This window comes from Agrococcus sp. SGAir0287, assembly GCF_005484985.1.
Lineage (GTDB): Bacteria > Actinomycetota > Actinomycetes > Actinomycetales > Microbacteriaceae > Agrococcus.
Genome location: NZ_CP027942.1, coordinates 112,348 through 126,825, shown reverse-complemented (window position 1 = coordinate 126,825; position 14,478 = coordinate 112,348). Strand labels below are relative to the sequence as shown.

Genomic DNA, 14,478 nt, shown 5'->3' with positions numbered 1-14,478 from the left:
TCACCGCTTATGCTGCTGACAGGCATCCGCGATGGTCGGCCGGCGACGGATCGGGATGCGAGCGGAGGCACCGTGGACGCGCGCACGACCGACGGAGAGCCGGAGCGCCCCCTCGTCGCCGTGTTCGCGGCGACCGCCGCGCCACTGCCTCGCGTCGTGGGCATCATGGCGCTCACCTACGCCACCGCAGACGTGCTCGTGACGCGCTCGGCGGCGGCGCTCGACGCCGCGCAGCCGGACGTGCTCGTCGTCGTCGATCACGCGGAGGCCACCGACGCGGTCGTCGAGCGCTGCCGGTCGCGCGGCGTGCCGATCGTGCGCGTCGTGCCGTCCCGTGCCGCGGTCGCGCTCGAGCCGGGCGTCGTGCCGCTCGACGGCGACGCCCGCCTCACGGCCGTCGCCGCGAAGCTGGATGCGGCCATCCGCGCCCCGGGGCCCCGCATCCGGCTGAGCGATCGCGAGCGCGCCGCCGTGTACGCCGTCGTCGACGGTCGCAGCCGTGCGCAGATCGCTCGTGACCTCGAGGTCGAGCCCGAGTCGGTGACGATCCTGCTGCGCGGCGCACGCGCCGCCGTGCGAGCCCAGGGGCATCCGACCGGTCGCGACGAGCTCGCGGCGCTCGCGCGCCGCGGCGTCTTCCGGCGGGAGCCCCAGTCGACGTAGCCGCGCCGTCGTCGTCGCCTCAGTCGGACTCGGCGAGCACGATCGTGCGCAGATGCGACGCGAAGCCGCTCGGCGCCCGTCCCTCGTGCCTGCTCGACGTGCGCACGGAGGCGCGCGTCGTCGCGACGACGCTGCGACCCGCCCCGCGGAGCGCCGCGACGAGCGACACGTCCTCGTGGGCTGCGAGCGGCGGGAAGCCGCCGACGGCGCGATAGGCGTCGAGCCGCACCCCGAGGTTCGCGCCGTGGATGCGGTCGCCCACCTGCGAGCACGCATGCCACCTCGCGAGCGCGGGGGCGCTCGCGTCGCCGGGCGGCAGGTGCACGAGGCCGAGGACGGCATCGGCGCCGCGGTCGGCGAGGCCGAGATGCACCAGCAGCCAGTCGGCCGGCACCACGCTGTCGGCGTCGGTCGACGCGATCCACACCGCATGCGGGTCGATGCCGTGACCGTCGTCGCCCGCGGCGTCGACGCCGACGCGGCGGGCGACGCCGACCCGCGCCGCGCGCGTCTCGACGACCTCGACGCCGGGCGTCGCGCGGGCGAGGGTCGCGGTCGCATCCCGGCACGCGTCGGCCACCACGATGCACCGGGTGCGCACGCCCAGCGCCTCGACGGCGGTGCGCGCCGCCGCGATGCCGTCGAGGCACCGCTCGATGCGCAGCGCCTCGTCGCGCGCCGGCACGACGATGCGCACCTCCCGGATCCTCATCGGTCCGCCCGCGGCATGGCCGAGCGGGGCGCGCGCAGCTCGATCCGCACGTCGCCGTCGGCGTACGAGGCGGCTCGGGGCGGGATGGGCGCGCGATCGAAGGCGGCGTGCACGGCGTCGGCGTCGAGGGGCCAGCCGCGCACGGCATGTCGCCAGTGGCACAGCAGCACCGCGCCGACGGGCGCGAGCGTCGCCGCGACGCGATCGACGAGCGCCTCGAGCGCCGACGGTGCGAGGAAGTAGCCGACCTCCGAGACCACCACGAGGTCGAACGTCCCGTCGGGCCAGGTCTCGGGCACGGGTCCGTGCAGCAGTCGCACGGGCAGCCCGGCCGTCCGCTCGCCGGCGCGAGCGAGCGCCGCCCCCGACGCGTCGATCGCCACGACCTCGTCGGCGCGCTCGGCGAGGGCTGCCGTCATGACGCCCGTCGAGCAGCCGACCTCGAGCACGCGGCCGAGTCGCTCGGTCGGCAGGGTCGCGAGCACGAGGGCACGCTTGCGCCGCTCGTACCAGCGGGCGTCGGCGCCCCACGGCTCCGCCTGCTGCGCGTGCAGCCGGTCGAGCCGGTCGTCGACGATCCCGCCTGCGACGACGTAGCGCTCGTGCTCGCCGCGGAACCGTGCGAGCACGTGCTCGCCGAGCAGCACCTCGTCGCCCGGCTGCTGCGACAGCGGATGCACCTGGCTCGCATGCGCCTCGATCGCGTGGGCCTTCGCCGCCTGCTCGGCATCGTCGAGCGCGAGGTGCACGAGTCGGACATCGCCGAGCGCCGCGGGCTCGGCGGCGTGCAGCAGCCAGATCGGGTACTCGAGCAGCCGCGCGTCCGTGCGCTGCGCCGCGATCGCGGCGGCGCGGCCCGCAGCCTCGTGATCGGGATGCCCGTCGCCGCGGTACGGGGCCACGAGCACCGCGTCGCGGCCGTCCCCGACGACCTCGACGATCGCCGCGACGACGTCGTCCTCCACGTCGGCGACGCCCCCGTCGGGCAGCCCGAGGTGCACGAGCCGGTCGCCGCCGACGCCCAGCGCGGCGGCCGCCACGACGGCCTCGCGTCGTCGCCGCTGCGCCATCGCCTCCCGCGAGTGCGTCGGCGACGCGGGATGCGAACCCTCGCCGTCGGTGAGCAGCAGCACGGTCGCCGGCACGCCGGCCTCGGCGCACCGCGCGAGGAGCCCGCCTGCGCCCAGCGACTCGTCATCGGGGTGCGCGGCGACCACGACGACGCGCGTCGCGTCGCGCACGTCGATCGGCGTGCCGACGACGCCCTGCCACCGCTCGGGCCCGGTGCCCGCGTCCGCGTGGTGGAAGGGCATCAGGCATCCCTGTCGAGCACGGCGCGACCCAGCGCGGCGTCGTCGCGCTCCGCGTGGTGCTGACGCACGTACACGCGGAGGTCGTCGACGCGCTGCGCGTGCTCGACGTCGAGCGCGAGCGGCGCCGGCCCCATGGCGTGGTCGGCGCAGCGTACGACGTCGTCGACGATGGCCGCGATCGTGCCGCGCAAGCGCAGCGCGACGACGGCGGGATCCTCGGCCGCGTCGTGCGCGTCGGCGATCGCCGCCGCGCGGCCGAGCAGCGCGCCCCCGGCCGCGAGCTGCCGATCCACGCGTCCGAGCATCGCGAGCGCGAGCTGGTCGGGCTCGCGGCGGCGGCTCTGGGCGAGCATCGTGCGCGCGATGCCGGCGGCGCCGCCGAGCCATATGGCCGCGACGCCGATGCCGCCCCACGCGAACCCGGGTCGCTCGAGGTACCAGCCGGGTGCGCCGACGGCGGTGCCAGGCACGCGTTCGAGCCGGATGGGCACGCTCGGCACGTCGTGGAGGCCGCGGGACGCCCATGCGTCCGCCCGGTCCACGGTCACGCCGCCGTGGTCGAGGGGGATGGCGAAGAGCGCGCGCTCGTGGCCGACGCGTGCGGTGACGAGCGCGCGATCCAGTCGACCCGCGAGCGAGCACCACGGCTTGGATCCCGTGAGCGCCCACTGCGGTCCGGAGCGCACGGCGGCGAGCCGATGCCCGGCGCCCTCGGCGGCGTACACGCCCCAGCGCGCGCCGGCCGGCGCATCCACGCCCGCCTGCCGGAGGATCGCGAGCGCGTCGAGGTGCGGCTCGATCGTTCGCGCGACGCCGAGGTCGATCGCGGCGATCGACGCGAGGGATGCCCACAGGGTGGCGGTGTCGCCGTCACCGGGATGCGGGAGGGCGTCGGCGACGCCTGCGGCGATCCGCAGCGCTCCGGCGATCCGGTCGTCGTCGGCGGCGGCCGAACGGGCGAGCGCCGCGACCTGCGCGACGGTCGCGGCGTCCGCGCCGGGCAGCGCGGCGAGCGGCTCCTCGTCCGTCGGCACGGTGGCGATGCTCGTGCCGGAGGTCATGGTCGGACGCTAGCCACGAGCGCAGGGCGATCGTCCCCCCTTGCGGAGCGGGGCCGACGGGTGCGACGCGCCAGATGTCCACGTGTCGCGCACGCTCGCACCATCCGCCCGCCATCCGCAAGGCCCCGCGCCGCACCCACCGAGGTACCTAGCGTCGGAGGCATGGCTGACCAGTACACGTTCGCGGACCCCACGACCCTCTACGCCGACATCGAGACCTCGGCGATCTCGCAGGACGGCCCCGGGCTCGACGCGAACATGCGCGACAGGGGGGACCTCGGCGAGGAGACCTATCGCGGCACCGGTCGCCTCGAGGGTCGCAAGGCGCTCGTGACCGGCGGCGACTCCGGCATCGGCGCCGCCACCGCCATCGCGTTCGCACGCGAGGGCGCCGACGTCGCCATCGCCTACCTGCCCGAGGAGGAGGAGGATGCGCAGCGCATCGTCGGCCTCATCGAGGCGGCGGGCCGGACGGCCATCGCGCTGCCGGGCGACATCACCGACCGCGAGACGAGCCGCCGCGCCGTCGAGGCCACCGTCGAGGCCCTGGGCGGCATCGACATCCTCGTCGCGAACGCGGGCAGGCAGCAGTACGTGGACGACATCGAGGACCTCACCGACGAGTCGTTCGACCTCACCTTCAAGACCAACGTCTACCCGCTGCTCTGGATGGTGAAGGACGCCGTGCCGCACATGCCGCCCGGCTCGACGATCATCGCGACGTCGTCGATCCAGGCGTACTCGCCGTCGGAGCACCTCGTCGACTACGCCTCGACGAAGGCGACGCAGAACGCGATGTGCAAGGCGCTCGCGCAGCAGCTCGCGCCCAAGGGCATCCGCGTGAACGTCGTCGCGCCCGGTCCGATCTGGACGCCGCTCCAGACGGCGGGCGGCCAGCCCACCGACGCGCTGCCGGAGTTCGGCCAGCAGACCCCGCTCGGTCGCCCGGGCCAGCCTGCGGAGCTCGCGCCCGCCTACGTCTTCCTCGCCTCGCCCGAGTCGAGCTACGTCGTCGGCGAGACCCTCAACGTCAACGGCGGGATGCCCACGCCGTGACCTTCGCGTGGCAGGTGGGCTCCGGCCCGCGCTGGCAGGGCGGCGAGCCCGTCGACGCCCCGGTGGACGGCCGGGACGCCGACGGCTACGCCGACCTGCGCACCTACGCGACGATCGGCGACGGGCGCACGATCGCGCTCGTGTCGCGCGGCGGCAGCATCGACTGGCTGCCGCTGCCCGCCGTCGACTCGCCACCGCCGTTCGCGGCGCTGCTCGACGCACCCGCCGGCGGTGCGATCCGCCTCGCCCCCGTCGAGGAGCACACGTCCAGCCGACGGTACGTCGAGGGCGGGAACGTGCTCGAGACGACGTTCACGACGGCGAGCGGGGTCGTGACGGTGACGGACTCGCTGAACACGGGGCAGGCAGGACGGCTGCCGTGGTGCGAGCTCGCCCGGCGCATCGACGGGGTGTCCGGGCAGGTGCGGATGCGCGGCGAGATCGCGCCGGGCACGCTGCTCGGCGCTGCATCCCCATGGGCGAGCGACACCGTGCACGGCACCGTGCTGCGCGTCGACGGTCTCACGCTCGCGCCGCGCACGCTGCACGACGCGGGCGTCGACGTCGAGGAGCGCCGGGTCGTCGCATGGTTCGAGACGACGCCGGGCTCGCGCCACCTGCTGGGCCTCGTGGCGACCGACGAGGAGCCTCTGCCGCTGCCGTCGCCCGAGGCGATGGATGCGGGGGTGGACCGCACGATCGACACCTGGCGGCGCTGGAGCCGGTCGTGCCGCTACGACGGGCCGTGGAGCACGGTTGTCGCTCGCAGCGCGCTCGTGCTCAAGCAGCTCATCCACGCTCCCTCCGGCGGCATCGCCGCGGCCGCGACGACGTCGCTGCCCGAGTCGCGCACCGAGCCGAAGGGATGGGACTACCGGTTCTCGTGGGTGCGCGACACCGCGTACTCGCTGACCGTGCTCCTGCAGCTCGGGGTGCTCGAGGAGGTGCACGCCGCGATGTCGCACATGCTGCGCATCCTGCGCGCCCAGCCCGACGCGACCTCGGTGCTGCACGCGCTCGACGGCAGCGATCCCGGCGCCGAGGTGACCTCGCACGACGTGCCCGGATGGCGCGGTGCGCAGCCGGTCGTGACGGGCAACCGTGCCACCGATCAGCTTCAGCTGGGCGTCTACGGCGACCTGTTCAGCATCGTGCAGCTGTACGTCGACGCCGGCAACGTGCTCGACGCACCCACCGGGCGGCTCATGACCCGGATCGCCGACCTCGCCGCCGACCGCTGGCGGTCCAAGGACGCCGGCATGTGGGAGCTCACCGACGAGCAGCACTACACGACGTCGAAGCTCGGGTGCTGGCAGGCGCTGCGGCACGCCGCGCACCTTGCCGACGTCGGGCAGATCCCGGGCGACGCCGACCGCTGGCGCTACGAGGCCGACGCGATCCGCGCCTGGGTCGACGAGCACTGCTGGTCCGAGTCGCTCGGCGCCTACGAGTGGTACCCGGGCGCGGGGCGGCTCGACGCGTCGATCCTCCTGCACGCGATCAGCGGCTTCGACCGCGGCGACCGCATGCGCTCGACGCTCGACGCGATCGAGCGCGAGCTGACGTTCGACGGGCACGTCGTGCGCTGGAGCGGCGCCGAGCACGAGGAGGAGGCGTTCGTCGCATGCTCGTTCTGGATGGTCGCAGCCCGCGCCTGGTGCGGGCAGGTCGACCTCGCGCGCGAGCGCATGGAGCATCTCGTCGCGACGGTGCCGAACGACGTCGGCATCATGGCGGAGATGATCGAGCCGGCGACGGGCGCCTTCGCCGGCAACCTGCCGCAGGCGCTCAGCCACCTCGCGCTCGTGAACGCGGCCCTCACCATCCAGACCGTCGAGCGCGACGGGCTGCCGGACGAGGCCTGATGGCTTCGCTGCGCACGAGGCTCGCCTCGACGTCCGCGAGCGCCGCACGGCAGGGCGTCGCGACGCTCGTCGCCCCCGACCGCCTGCTGCTCGCGGCGAAGGGCGCCCTCGCGGCCGTGCTCGCATGGCTCACGGCGCGGGCGCTGCCGGGGTTCCTCGACGAGTACGCGTACTACGCGCCGTTCGGCGCCGTCGTCGCGATGATGCCGTCGGTCGTCGACTCCGTGCGCACGGGCCTGCACACGCTGCTGGGCCTCGGCATCGGAGGCGGGATCGCGATCGCCGCCTACCTCGTGGGGATGCCGGTCCTCGTCACCGTGCCGCTCGTCGTCGTCGTCGCGATCCTCGTCGCCGGCCTGCTGCCTCCTGGCCCCGGCCGCGACTACGTGCCCGTCGCGGCCATCTTCGTGCTCATGTCGAGCGGCGGCGATCCGGAGATGTTCGGCACCGCGTACGTCGCGCTCACGGGCATGGGCCTCGTGATCGGCACCGTCGTGCACCTGGCGATCCTGCCGCCGCTGCGGACGCTGCCGGTGGACCGGCGGCTCGAGGCGCTGCGCGCGTCGGCTGCAGCGCTGCTCGACGACCTGGCGAGCCAGCTGGACGACGCGGAGCAGCCCGTCGTCTCCCTCGAGGATCGCGGCGCGGAGCTGCAGCGCGCGGTCGACGACGCCCAGGCGGCCCTCACGGATGCGCAGCGCACGCGCCGTGCGAACGTGCGCGCGATGCGCGGCCGGTACACGCTCTCGACGAGCACCGTGCGCCTCGGCGAGCTGCGCGCGGCGGTGCGCGAGCTCGTCGCCCTCGCATCCGTCGTCTCCGACGAGCGGACGACGCTCGCCGTGCCCGACGACATGCCGCACGCGCTCCGGGCGCAGGTCGCCGACGTGCTGCGCAGGCTCGGGCGCGCGGTGGAGCAGCGGGACGGCGACCACGACCTGCGCGAGGCGTGCGACGCGGCGTCCGAGGCGCTGCGGGCGTGGGATGCGCCGTCGACGGCGGCTGCCGCCGCGGCGGGCGCCCTCGGCCACCACATCGTCGCGCTCGAGCAGCGGGTGCGCGGACGCCCGCCTCAGGACGGCTGAGGCGGGCGTCCGGCAGCGCCGCGTCTCGCGACGGTCGAGGCGGGCGGACGGCATCCGTCGATCACGGCACCGAGCGACCGCCCGTCACGCGGTGCCGCTCGATCAGCGCGTGCGCGGACGCCCCGAGCCGGTCGAGGCGAGCCGCATGTCCGTCCGTCACGGCACCGAGCGACCGCCCGTGACGCCGATGACGGCCGCCGAGGTGTACGACGCCTCGTCGGAGGCGAGGTACACGTAGGCGCCCGCGAGCTCGGAGGGCTGGCCGGCGCGGCCGAAGGGCGTGTCCTGCCCGAACTGCTGCACCTTCTCGTCCGGGAAGCCGGTCGCGGGGATGAGCGGCGTCCAGATGGGACCGGGTGCGACGGCGTTGACGCGGATGCCGCGCGGGCCGAGCTCCGCGGCCATCGCCTCGACGAAGGCCCGCTGCGCGGACTTCGTCATCGCGTAGTCGACGAGGCCGGGCGAGGGATCGGCCGACTGCACCGACGACGTGACGATGATGGAGCCGCCCTCGGGCAGATGCGTCACCGCCTCGCGCGCGAGCACGAGCAGCGCGTAGAGGTTGGTCTTGAAGACGCGGTCGATGCCGTCCCACGTGATGTCCTCGATGCCGTCGCGCTGCCGCTGATGCGCAGCGTTCGACACGAGCACGTCGAGCCCGCCGAGCTCGGCGACCGCGCGCCGCACGGCCTCGACGCATCCCTCCTCGTATCGCAGGTCGAGTGCGAGCGCCACGCCGCGGCGACCGGCCGCCTCGACGGCGGCGAGCGTGTCGGCGGCGTCGTCGGCCTCCTCCGGCAGGTGCACGATCGCGACGTCGGCGCCCTCGCGCGCGTAGGCGATGGCGACGGCGCGGCCGATGCCGGAGTCGCCGCCCGTGATGAGCGCGCGCCGCCCCTCGAGCCTGCCGCGGCCGACCCAGCTCGTCTCGCCGTGGTCGGGCACGGGCTCCATGGCCTCCGTGAGTCCCGGCTGCTCGGGCTGCTGCTGGGCGGGGAACTCGGTCGGATGCTGGTCGGTCACGATGGATCGCCTCCTGTCGGGTCGGAGGTCCCACCCGACCAGCGTGCGCGCCGTGGCACGACCCCCTTGCGAGACGAGGTGTCGACACGGCACGCGTCGTGCGGTGCCGCTGCGACACCCTTCGAGGCTCGCTGCGCTCGCACCTCAGGGAGCGGTGGGGAGCCATCACGGACATGGAAGGTCGCACCGTGGCGACACCCTTCGAGGCTCGCTGCGCTCGCACCTCAGGGAGCGGTAGGGAGCCATCACGGACGTGGAAGGTCGCACCGTGGCGACACCCCTTCGAGGCTCGCTGCGCTCGCACCTCAGGGAGCGGTGGGGAGCCATCACGGACATGGAAGGTCGCACCGTGGCGACACCCCTCGGGGCCCGCTGCGCTCGCACCTCAGGGAGCGGTGGGGAGCCATCAGGGACGTGGAAGGTCGCATCGTGGCGGCACCCTTCGAGGCTCGCTGCGCTCGCACCTCAGGGAGCGGTGGGGAGGACCACCGGCGCAGTGCCAGGACCGCCCCGAGGGCGACGGGAGCCCCAGCACCGCCCCCTCAGGGCGAGCGCAGCCCCAGCACAGCCCCCTCAGGGCGAGCGCAGCCCCAGGACCGCTCCTTGAGGTGCGAGCGCAGCGAGCCTCGAAAGGGGCTCGCCCGCGAGGACCGTCAGGCGACGTCGTCGATGCCGAAGAGCGCCTCGAGCGCGTCGAGGTAGTCGGCGTGACGACCGTCGGCGGCGAGCTGGCGGGCCCGCACGCTCGGCTGGTGCAGCAGCACACCGGCGAAGTGGCGCAGCGCCTGCTCCGCGGCGAGCTGCTCGGCCTGGGTGCCGCGGCGACGCACCCGCACGAGCTCGGCCTCGAGCGCCTCGGAGACGTGCTGGCGCAGTGCCGCCACCGCCGGCCCGAGCCGCTGCTCCTCGCCGACGCGCTGGTAGGTGCGGGCGGCCTTCTGCACGAGCGCGCGAGCGTCGTCCGTCGCGGTGAGGTGCTCGAGCGGCGCGTGGATGCGGATGGTCTCGAGGTCGAGCAGCTCGACGCCGTGCACCGTCGACACGTCGGGTGCGACGTTGCGCGGCAGCCCCATGTCGATGACGAGCTGGCTCGATCGGCCGTGCTCGACGGGGCACGAGGCGCCGGTCACCTGGAGGGCGACGGGGCAGACGGCGGGCTCGACGCGGGCGGGTGCATCGCTCGGTCCGTGGAAGGGTCCGGCGCCGACGGCCGCGAGGTGGGGGTGGCCGCTTGGCTGCCCTGCGTAGGCGTGCGTGGCGGCCAGCGCGCGGCGCCCCGCCGAGATCATCGCGGCGTCGATGACGTGCTCGCTCGAGGTCGTGCACGTCACGACGACGTCGGCGCTCGCGAGCGCGATCGGCGCATCCCTGCCGTCGACGGCGCCGATGCCGTGGCTGCGCGCGAAGCGCTCGCCGCGACCGGACGGGCTCCAGACCTCGACCTGGCGCACGCCGCGGTCGCGCAGCGCCGCGAGCGACGCGGCGGCGAACCGGCCGGTGCCGACGAGCAGCACGCGCGCCTGCGACCAGTCGTGGATGCGATCGCTCGCGAGGTCGAGCGCGAGGCGCACGATCGAACGGCCCTGCTCGCCGAGCCCCGTGCGGCGCTTCACGCCGCGCTGCGTCTCGATGGATCGCTGGAACAGGCGCTCGAGGTCGCTCGTCGTGGTGCCCGCGTCCTGCGCGCCCGCGAGCGCGCGACGCACCTGGCCGGCGATCTCGCCCTCGCCGACGACGACGGACTCGAGGCCGGCTGCGACGGCGAAGAGGTGCTCGGCGGCGTGGGCGTCGTAGAGCGCCTCGACGTGCTCGACCTCGCCGGGAGCGCCCGCGCGGGTCAGCGCCCGGTCGAGCGCGGCGCGCGCCGCGGCATCCGCCTGCTCGGCCGACACGTCGAGGTAGGCCTCGAACCGGTTGCAGGTCGACACGACGACGGCGCCGTCGACGCCGTCCGAGGAGGCGAGGAGGGTAGGCAGCATCGTCGCGTCGGCAGCGGCGAGGCGCTCGAGGACGTCGAAGTCGGCGTTCCGGTGGCTCGCCGTGAGGCAGATGAGCACGATCCCATGGTACTCCCCGGTCGGGGCCCGGTTCGCCGTGCGCGGAGCGCTGCCGCACGACGATCGTCTCGACCCGGGTCGTGCGCTCGGTCGACGCCGACACGACGAGACCCCCGACCGCAAGGAGTCGGGGGCCTCGTGCGAGTGCGCGGCTAGCGCTTGTCGCCGAAGACGTCCTTGGCGGCGTCCTTGACGTGCTCGCCCGCCTGCTTGGCGTTGGCGGAGGCCTGGTCGGCCTGGCCCTCGCGCTCGAGGCGCTCGTTGTCGGTGGCGTCGCCGAAGGCCTCCTTGGCCTTGCCCTTCAGCTCCTCGGCCTGGTTCGAGATCTTGTCTCCGAGTCCCATGTGCCCCTCCTTCTCCTCGTGCGAACGAGGATCGCTCGCGCTGGTGAATCCAGCCTGCGCCGCGCTGAAGGCTCGCGCGCGGCCTTGCGTTCGAGCCGCGACGGTGCAAGCCAGGACGCGGGCGCCCGCGCACGATGCAGTCGGAGGACGAGGTCCTACGACGATCGAACGATCTCGTCCGACGCACCTCGCGACCGCTCAGACGCCTGGGACGTCGCCCGAGGTGGAAGCGACGCTTCCGTCCCCCCTGCGCGCGCATGCGGGCGGTCCGCTCGGGCGTCGTGTCGCGATGGCGCCATCCGGCGGCATTACCGCCCCGAATGCGCATTGGCAAGCGTGCCGAGATCCACAGCGACGAATCTCACGATTCCTCGTGACGAATCACGATCACGTGACGTCTCCATCACGAAGGACTTCTCCACCGAGACAGAAGGGAGCCATCATGGCCACCAACCCCACCCCCAACACGGTCGCCGCATCGGGCGTCACGGGCACCACGACGGTCGTCGACCCGGTCGTCGCGAAGATCGCCGGCATCGCCGCGCGCGAGGTCCCCGGCGTGCACGACCTCGGTGGCGGCGCCGCCCGCCTCGTCGGCACGGTGCGCGACGCCATCGGCCAGCGCGACCAGGGCCAGGGCATCAAGGTCGAGGTCGGCGAGAAGCAGGTCGCGGCCGACGTGACCATCGTCGTCGAGTACCCCGAGCAGCTGCAGGTCGTCGCGGACGGCGTGCGTCACGCCGTCGCCCGTGCCATCACGGAGCTCGTGGGCATGGAGGTCGCGGAGATCAACGTCACGGTGACCGATGTGCACATCCCGGGTGCCGAGGATGACGAGGTCGAGGAGTCGCGCGTCGCATGAACGGCTACACGATCGGCGCACTCGCCGGACTGATCCTGGCCTTCTTCGGCCTCATGTTCGGGATCGGCGGCTTCTTCCTCGCACTGCTCCTCGGAGCGATCGGCGCGGTCATCGGCGGCGTCGCCACCGGGCGACTCGACCTCCGTGCCGCCGTCGACGCAGCCCAGGGGCGGAGCCGAGGGTGACCATCCCCGGTCGCGTCTCGATCGAGCCGCGGGCGATCCGATCCATCGTCGAGGCCGCGACGGCCGAGACGTTCCGCACCCCCGCCAAGGGCGTGCGGGCGAAGGTCCACGACGACCACGGTCGTCTGGAGCTCGAGATCGCGACGCCCTACGGCGGCGCCGAGCCCCTGCTCGGCGCCGCCGCCCGCGGCCGCGACGCCGTCTCAGCTCGCGCGAGCGAGCTGACCGGCGCCCGCTTCGACCGAGTGCGACTGCGCATCACGTCCCTGACCGACATCGACGACCGAAGGAGGGTCGAATGAGCTGGATGCGACGCTACGAGCGCCGCGAGCTGCACCGCTCGCGCTCGCTCTCGTCCTCCCTCGCCCTGATCGTCACGGCTGCCGTGCTCGTGTGCGGCGCCCTCGTGGCGATCCTGGGCCCGCTCGGCATGCTGCCCACCGGCATCACGACCGAGGGCGTGCAGGCATTCCTCGTGTCGTCCGGGGCCGCGAGCATCGCCACCGGTGCGGGCGTCATGGTCATCGGCCTCGTCTGGCTGATCCTGGGCCTGTCGCACGGCCGCCGCAGCCGCCGCGCCCTCGAGCGCGACGGGGTCGTGGTGATCGTCGACGACTCGACGCTCGCCAGCGCCATCTCCGGCACGGCCGCCCGCGCGGCTCGGGTCGGCTCGGGCGCCGCGAGCACCGTGCTGGGACGCCGCAAGGCATCCACCACCCTGCGTCCCGACGCCGGCTTCGACGCCGACGTGGATGCAGCCCAGGCGGCGGCCGCGCAGACGGTCGACGCCCTCCGCCCCCGCAGGAGCCTGCGGGCCGACGTGAAGGCAGGTGCGGCATGACCACCACCAACCGCGGCTGGAACCGCATCGTGCTCGTGCTGCTCGGCATCGTCTGGCTCGCAGGCGGCGCGGTCCTCGTGGCCCGGCAGATCTGGGCCGACCAGACCGTCGCCGCCTGGGAGGCGGCCCCGCAGGCCGTCGCCGACGGCTGGGACGCGCTCGCTGCCCAGTTCGGCCTCTCGGTCGGCTCCCTCGACCCCGCCGCCCTCTGGGGCGTCGTGCTCATCGCCGCCGCCGCCATCGTGCTCGTGTGGGCGATCGTCCACGCGGCGACGCGCGGCAAGGGCCGCACGAGCGACGCCGTCGACCAGGACGACGTCGTCGTCGAGGCCGGTGCCGTCGAGGACATGTACCGCCGCGCCCTCGGCACCCACCCCGACGTGCTGGGGGTCAAGGTGACCGCCTGGCGGCACCGCGGCGCGAACGCGTGGCGCGCGAGCGTCGACGTGCGCGACCACGCCCGCCTCGACGAGGTCGCGGACCGTGCGACGCAGGCGGCCCACGAGACGCGCGAGCGCATCGGCATCGACGCGCCCGTCGTCGTCCACCTCGCCAGCAGCATCCGCGCATCCGTCTCGAAGACGGCACGAGCCGTCTAGCCCGACGGCGCGCGGTGAAGACCACCCCACCGACGCCGGCACCCGCCGGCGCCGACCACCACATCGCAGAAGGAGGAGTCATGGGACTCGGAGACAAGATCTCGAACAAGGCCGAGGAGCTCGGCGGCAAGGCCAAGGAGGCCATCGGCAACGCGACCGACAACGAGCGCCTCGCGGCGGAGGGTCAGAAGGAGCAGGCCGCCGCCAAGGCCAAGCAGGCCGGCGAGCACGTCAAGGACGCCGCGAAGGACGTCTTCGGCGACAAGAAGTAGCACCGACCTCGCGGTCGGCAGGGACGGCCGCGGCACGACGCCAGCGTGGCGCCGGGCCGCGGCCGTTCGCATCCCCGCACCACCCCCAGCGCTCGCACGCCGTGCATCGACAGACGAGGAGATCACCGTCATGACCAGGACGACCAGCACCCGACGCCGCCGCGTCCCGATCCGGCTCATCGCCGCCGCCGTCGGCGCCGTGCTCGTCGCCGGCAACGCCCTGCTGGTGCTCGGGCCCGTCATGGGCCTCGTCGGCGCCGCAGCCTCGGTCGGCCCCGTCTTCCAGGTGCCGGTCGGCGCGATCGGCGTCTCGATCGCGGTCGGCTTCCTCGTCGCCATCGCGTGCGTCGTGCTCGCGGGCATCGCGCGTCGCCCGGCGCTCTCGTGGGCGCTCGTCGTCGCGGCGTGGATCTCGTCGCTCGTCGGGTCGGTCTGGCCCATCGTCGTGACCGCGAACGCCGCGGTCGACCGGGTCGGCGACGTCGTCCCGTACATCGTCCAGCTCATCGGCCAGCTCGGCTGATCGCAGCGATCCCAGGA

17 protein-coding genes are annotated in these 14,478 nt (G+C 74.4%); 11 read left to right on the top strand and 6 right to left on the bottom strand.

What is annotated here, in order from left to right:
- Window positions 1-72: 72 nt before the first annotated feature.
- Window positions 73-663, top strand: a complete 591-nt coding sequence (locus C1N71_RS00635) for a helix-turn-helix transcriptional regulator (RefSeq protein ID WP_137754638.1) — start codon at window positions 73-75, stop codon at window positions 661-663.
- A 19-nt stretch (window positions 664-682) separates the two neighbouring features.
- Here the strand turns inward: C1N71_RS00635 and C1N71_RS00630 are convergent, their stop codons facing one another.
- Genes C1N71_RS00630 through C1N71_RS00620 form a run of 3 tightly spaced genes read right to left on the bottom strand, consistent with a single transcriptional unit; the run spans window position 683 to window position 3,749 of the window.
- Complete coding sequence (locus C1N71_RS00630; RefSeq protein ID WP_175414033.1) at window positions 683-1,360, bottom strand: glycosyltransferase; 678 nt, start codon at window positions 1,358-1,360, stop codon at window positions 683-685.
- Window positions 1,361-1,371: 11 nt separating this feature from the next.
- Window positions 1,372-2,688 (bottom strand): bifunctional PIG-L family deacetylase/class I SAM-dependent methyltransferase, encoded by a 1,317-nt coding sequence (locus C1N71_RS00625; protein WP_137754636.1) that lies wholly within the window; start codon window positions 2,686-2,688, stop codon window positions 1,372-1,374.
- Window positions 2,688-3,749: an acyl-CoA dehydrogenase family protein gene (locus C1N71_RS00620; protein WP_137754635.1), complete on the bottom strand. Its 1,062-nt coding sequence runs from the start codon at window positions 3,747-3,749 to the stop codon at window positions 2,688-2,690. Before C1N71_RS00620 ends, C1N71_RS00625 begins: the two co-directional genes overlap by 1 nt.
- A 162-nt stretch (window positions 3,750-3,911) precedes the next feature.
- Between C1N71_RS00620 and C1N71_RS00615 the strand changes: the two genes are divergently transcribed.
- Genes C1N71_RS00615 through C1N71_RS00605 form a run of 3 tightly spaced genes read left to right on the top strand, consistent with a single transcriptional unit; the run spans window position 3,912 to window position 7,755 of the window.
- Window positions 3,912-4,805: an SDR family oxidoreductase gene (locus C1N71_RS00615; protein WP_137754634.1), complete on the top strand. Its 894-nt coding sequence runs from the start codon at window positions 3,912-3,914 to the stop codon at window positions 4,803-4,805.
- Window positions 4,802-6,670, top strand: a complete 1,869-nt coding sequence (locus tag C1N71_RS00610) for a glycoside hydrolase family 15 protein (protein ID WP_441297104.1) — start codon at window positions 4,802-4,804, stop codon at window positions 6,668-6,670. The genes C1N71_RS00615 and C1N71_RS00610 overlap by 4 nt, the downstream gene beginning before the upstream one ends.
- Window positions 6,670-7,755, top strand: a complete 1,086-nt coding sequence (locus C1N71_RS00605; protein WP_137754633.1) for a hypothetical protein — start codon at window positions 6,670-6,672, stop codon at window positions 7,753-7,755. Before C1N71_RS00610 ends, C1N71_RS00605 begins: the two co-directional genes overlap by 1 nt.
- Window positions 7,756-7,911: 156 nt before the next feature.
- Here the strand turns inward: C1N71_RS00605 and C1N71_RS00600 are convergent, their stop codons facing one another.
- The 3 genes from C1N71_RS00600 to C1N71_RS00590 all read right to left on the bottom strand — a co-directional run bounded on the left by C1N71_RS00600 (window position 7,912) and on the right by C1N71_RS00590 (window position 11,179).
- On the bottom strand, window positions 7,912-8,778 hold the full coding sequence (locus C1N71_RS00600) for an SDR family oxidoreductase (RefSeq protein WP_254678046.1): 867 nt from the start codon (window positions 8,776-8,778) through the stop codon (window positions 7,912-7,914).
- A gap of 653 nt (window positions 8,779-9,431) precedes the next feature.
- Window positions 9,432-10,835: a glutamyl-tRNA reductase gene (locus C1N71_RS00595; protein WP_137754632.1), complete on the bottom strand. Its 1,404-nt coding sequence runs from the start codon at window positions 10,833-10,835 to the stop codon at window positions 9,432-9,434.
- A 152-nt stretch (window positions 10,836-10,987) separates the two neighbouring features.
- Complete coding sequence (locus C1N71_RS00590; protein WP_137754631.1) at window positions 10,988-11,179, bottom strand: CsbD family protein; 192 nt, start codon at window positions 11,177-11,179, stop codon at window positions 10,988-10,990.
- Window positions 11,180-11,621: 442 nt separating this feature from the next.
- Between C1N71_RS00590 and C1N71_RS00585 the strand changes: the two genes are divergently transcribed.
- The 7 genes from C1N71_RS00585 to C1N71_RS00555 all read left to right on the top strand — a co-directional run bounded on the left by C1N71_RS00585 (window position 11,622) and on the right by C1N71_RS00555 (window position 14,461).
- The gene (locus tag C1N71_RS00585; protein ID WP_137754630.1) at window positions 11,622-12,041 is read left to right on the top strand and encodes an Asp23/Gls24 family envelope stress response protein; all 420 of its coding nucleotides are present in this window, start codon (window positions 11,622-11,624) and stop codon (window positions 12,039-12,041) included.
- A complete protein-coding gene (locus C1N71_RS00580) occupies window positions 12,038-12,226 on the top strand; it encodes a hypothetical protein (RefSeq protein ID WP_137754629.1) in 189 nt (62 codons plus the stop codon). The genes C1N71_RS00585 and C1N71_RS00580 overlap by 4 nt, the downstream gene beginning before the upstream one ends.
- The gene (locus C1N71_RS00575; RefSeq protein ID WP_137754628.1) at window positions 12,223-12,528 is read left to right on the top strand and encodes a hypothetical protein; all 306 of its coding nucleotides are present in this window, start codon (window positions 12,223-12,225) and stop codon (window positions 12,526-12,528) included. The genes C1N71_RS00580 and C1N71_RS00575 overlap by 4 nt, the downstream gene beginning before the upstream one ends.
- Window positions 12,525-13,067, top strand: a complete 543-nt coding sequence (locus tag C1N71_RS00570; protein ID WP_137754627.1) for a hypothetical protein — start codon at window positions 12,525-12,527, stop codon at window positions 13,065-13,067. Before C1N71_RS00575 ends, C1N71_RS00570 begins: the two co-directional genes overlap by 4 nt.
- Complete coding sequence (locus tag C1N71_RS00565) at window positions 13,064-13,666, top strand: hypothetical protein (protein ID WP_137754626.1); 603 nt, start codon at window positions 13,064-13,066, stop codon at window positions 13,664-13,666. The genes C1N71_RS00570 and C1N71_RS00565 overlap by 4 nt, the downstream gene beginning before the upstream one ends.
- A gap of 80 nt (window positions 13,667-13,746) precedes the next feature.
- A complete protein-coding gene (locus tag C1N71_RS00560; RefSeq protein ID WP_137754625.1) occupies window positions 13,747-13,938 on the top strand; it encodes a CsbD family protein in 192 nt (63 codons plus the stop codon).
- A 130-nt stretch (window positions 13,939-14,068) separates the two neighbouring features.
- Entirely contained in the window at window positions 14,069-14,461 is a 393-nt protein-coding gene (locus tag C1N71_RS00555; RefSeq protein WP_137754624.1) for a hypothetical protein, read from the top strand.
- Window positions 14,462-14,478: the final 17 nt, after the last annotated feature.

What these genes read in the sequence shown, in the direction of transcription:
- C1N71_RS00625 (WP_137754636.1), bottom strand. Translation starts at nt 2,688, where the DNA reads ATGCCCTTCCACCACGCGGACGCGGGCACCGGGCCCGAGCGGTGGCAG.
- C1N71_RS00585 (WP_137754630.1), top strand. Translation starts at nt 11,622, where the DNA reads ATGGCCACCAACCCCACCCCCAACACGGTCGCCGCATCGGGCGTCACG.
- C1N71_RS00615 (WP_137754634.1), top strand. Translation starts at nt 3,912, where the DNA reads ATGGCTGACCAGTACACGTTCGCGGACCCCACGACCCTCTACGCCGAC.
- C1N71_RS00590 (WP_137754631.1), bottom strand. Translation starts at nt 11,179, where the DNA reads ATGGGACTCGGAGACAAGATCTCGAACCAGGCCGAGGAGCTGAAGGGC.
- C1N71_RS00555 (WP_137754624.1), top strand. Translation starts at nt 14,069, where the DNA reads ATGACCAGGACGACCAGCACCCGACGCCGCCGCGTCCCGATCCGGCTC.
- C1N71_RS00605 (WP_137754633.1), top strand. Translation starts at nt 6,670, where the DNA reads ATGGCTTCGCTGCGCACGAGGCTCGCCTCGACGTCCGCGAGCGCCGCA.
- C1N71_RS00620 (WP_137754635.1), bottom strand. Translation starts at nt 3,749, where the DNA reads ATGACCTCCGGCACGAGCATCGCCACCGTGCCGACGGACGAGGAGCCG.
- C1N71_RS00580 (WP_137754629.1), top strand. Translation starts at nt 12,038, where the DNA reads ATGAACGGCTACACGATCGGCGCACTCGCCGGACTGATCCTGGCCTTC.
- C1N71_RS00560 (WP_137754625.1), top strand. Translation starts at nt 13,747, where the DNA reads ATGGGACTCGGAGACAAGATCTCGAACAAGGCCGAGGAGCTCGGCGGC.
- C1N71_RS00565 (WP_137754626.1), top strand. Translation starts at nt 13,064, where the DNA reads ATGACCACCACCAACCGCGGCTGGAACCGCATCGTGCTCGTGCTGCTC.
- C1N71_RS00570 (WP_137754627.1), top strand. Translation starts at nt 12,525, where the DNA reads ATGAGCTGGATGCGACGCTACGAGCGCCGCGAGCTGCACCGCTCGCGC.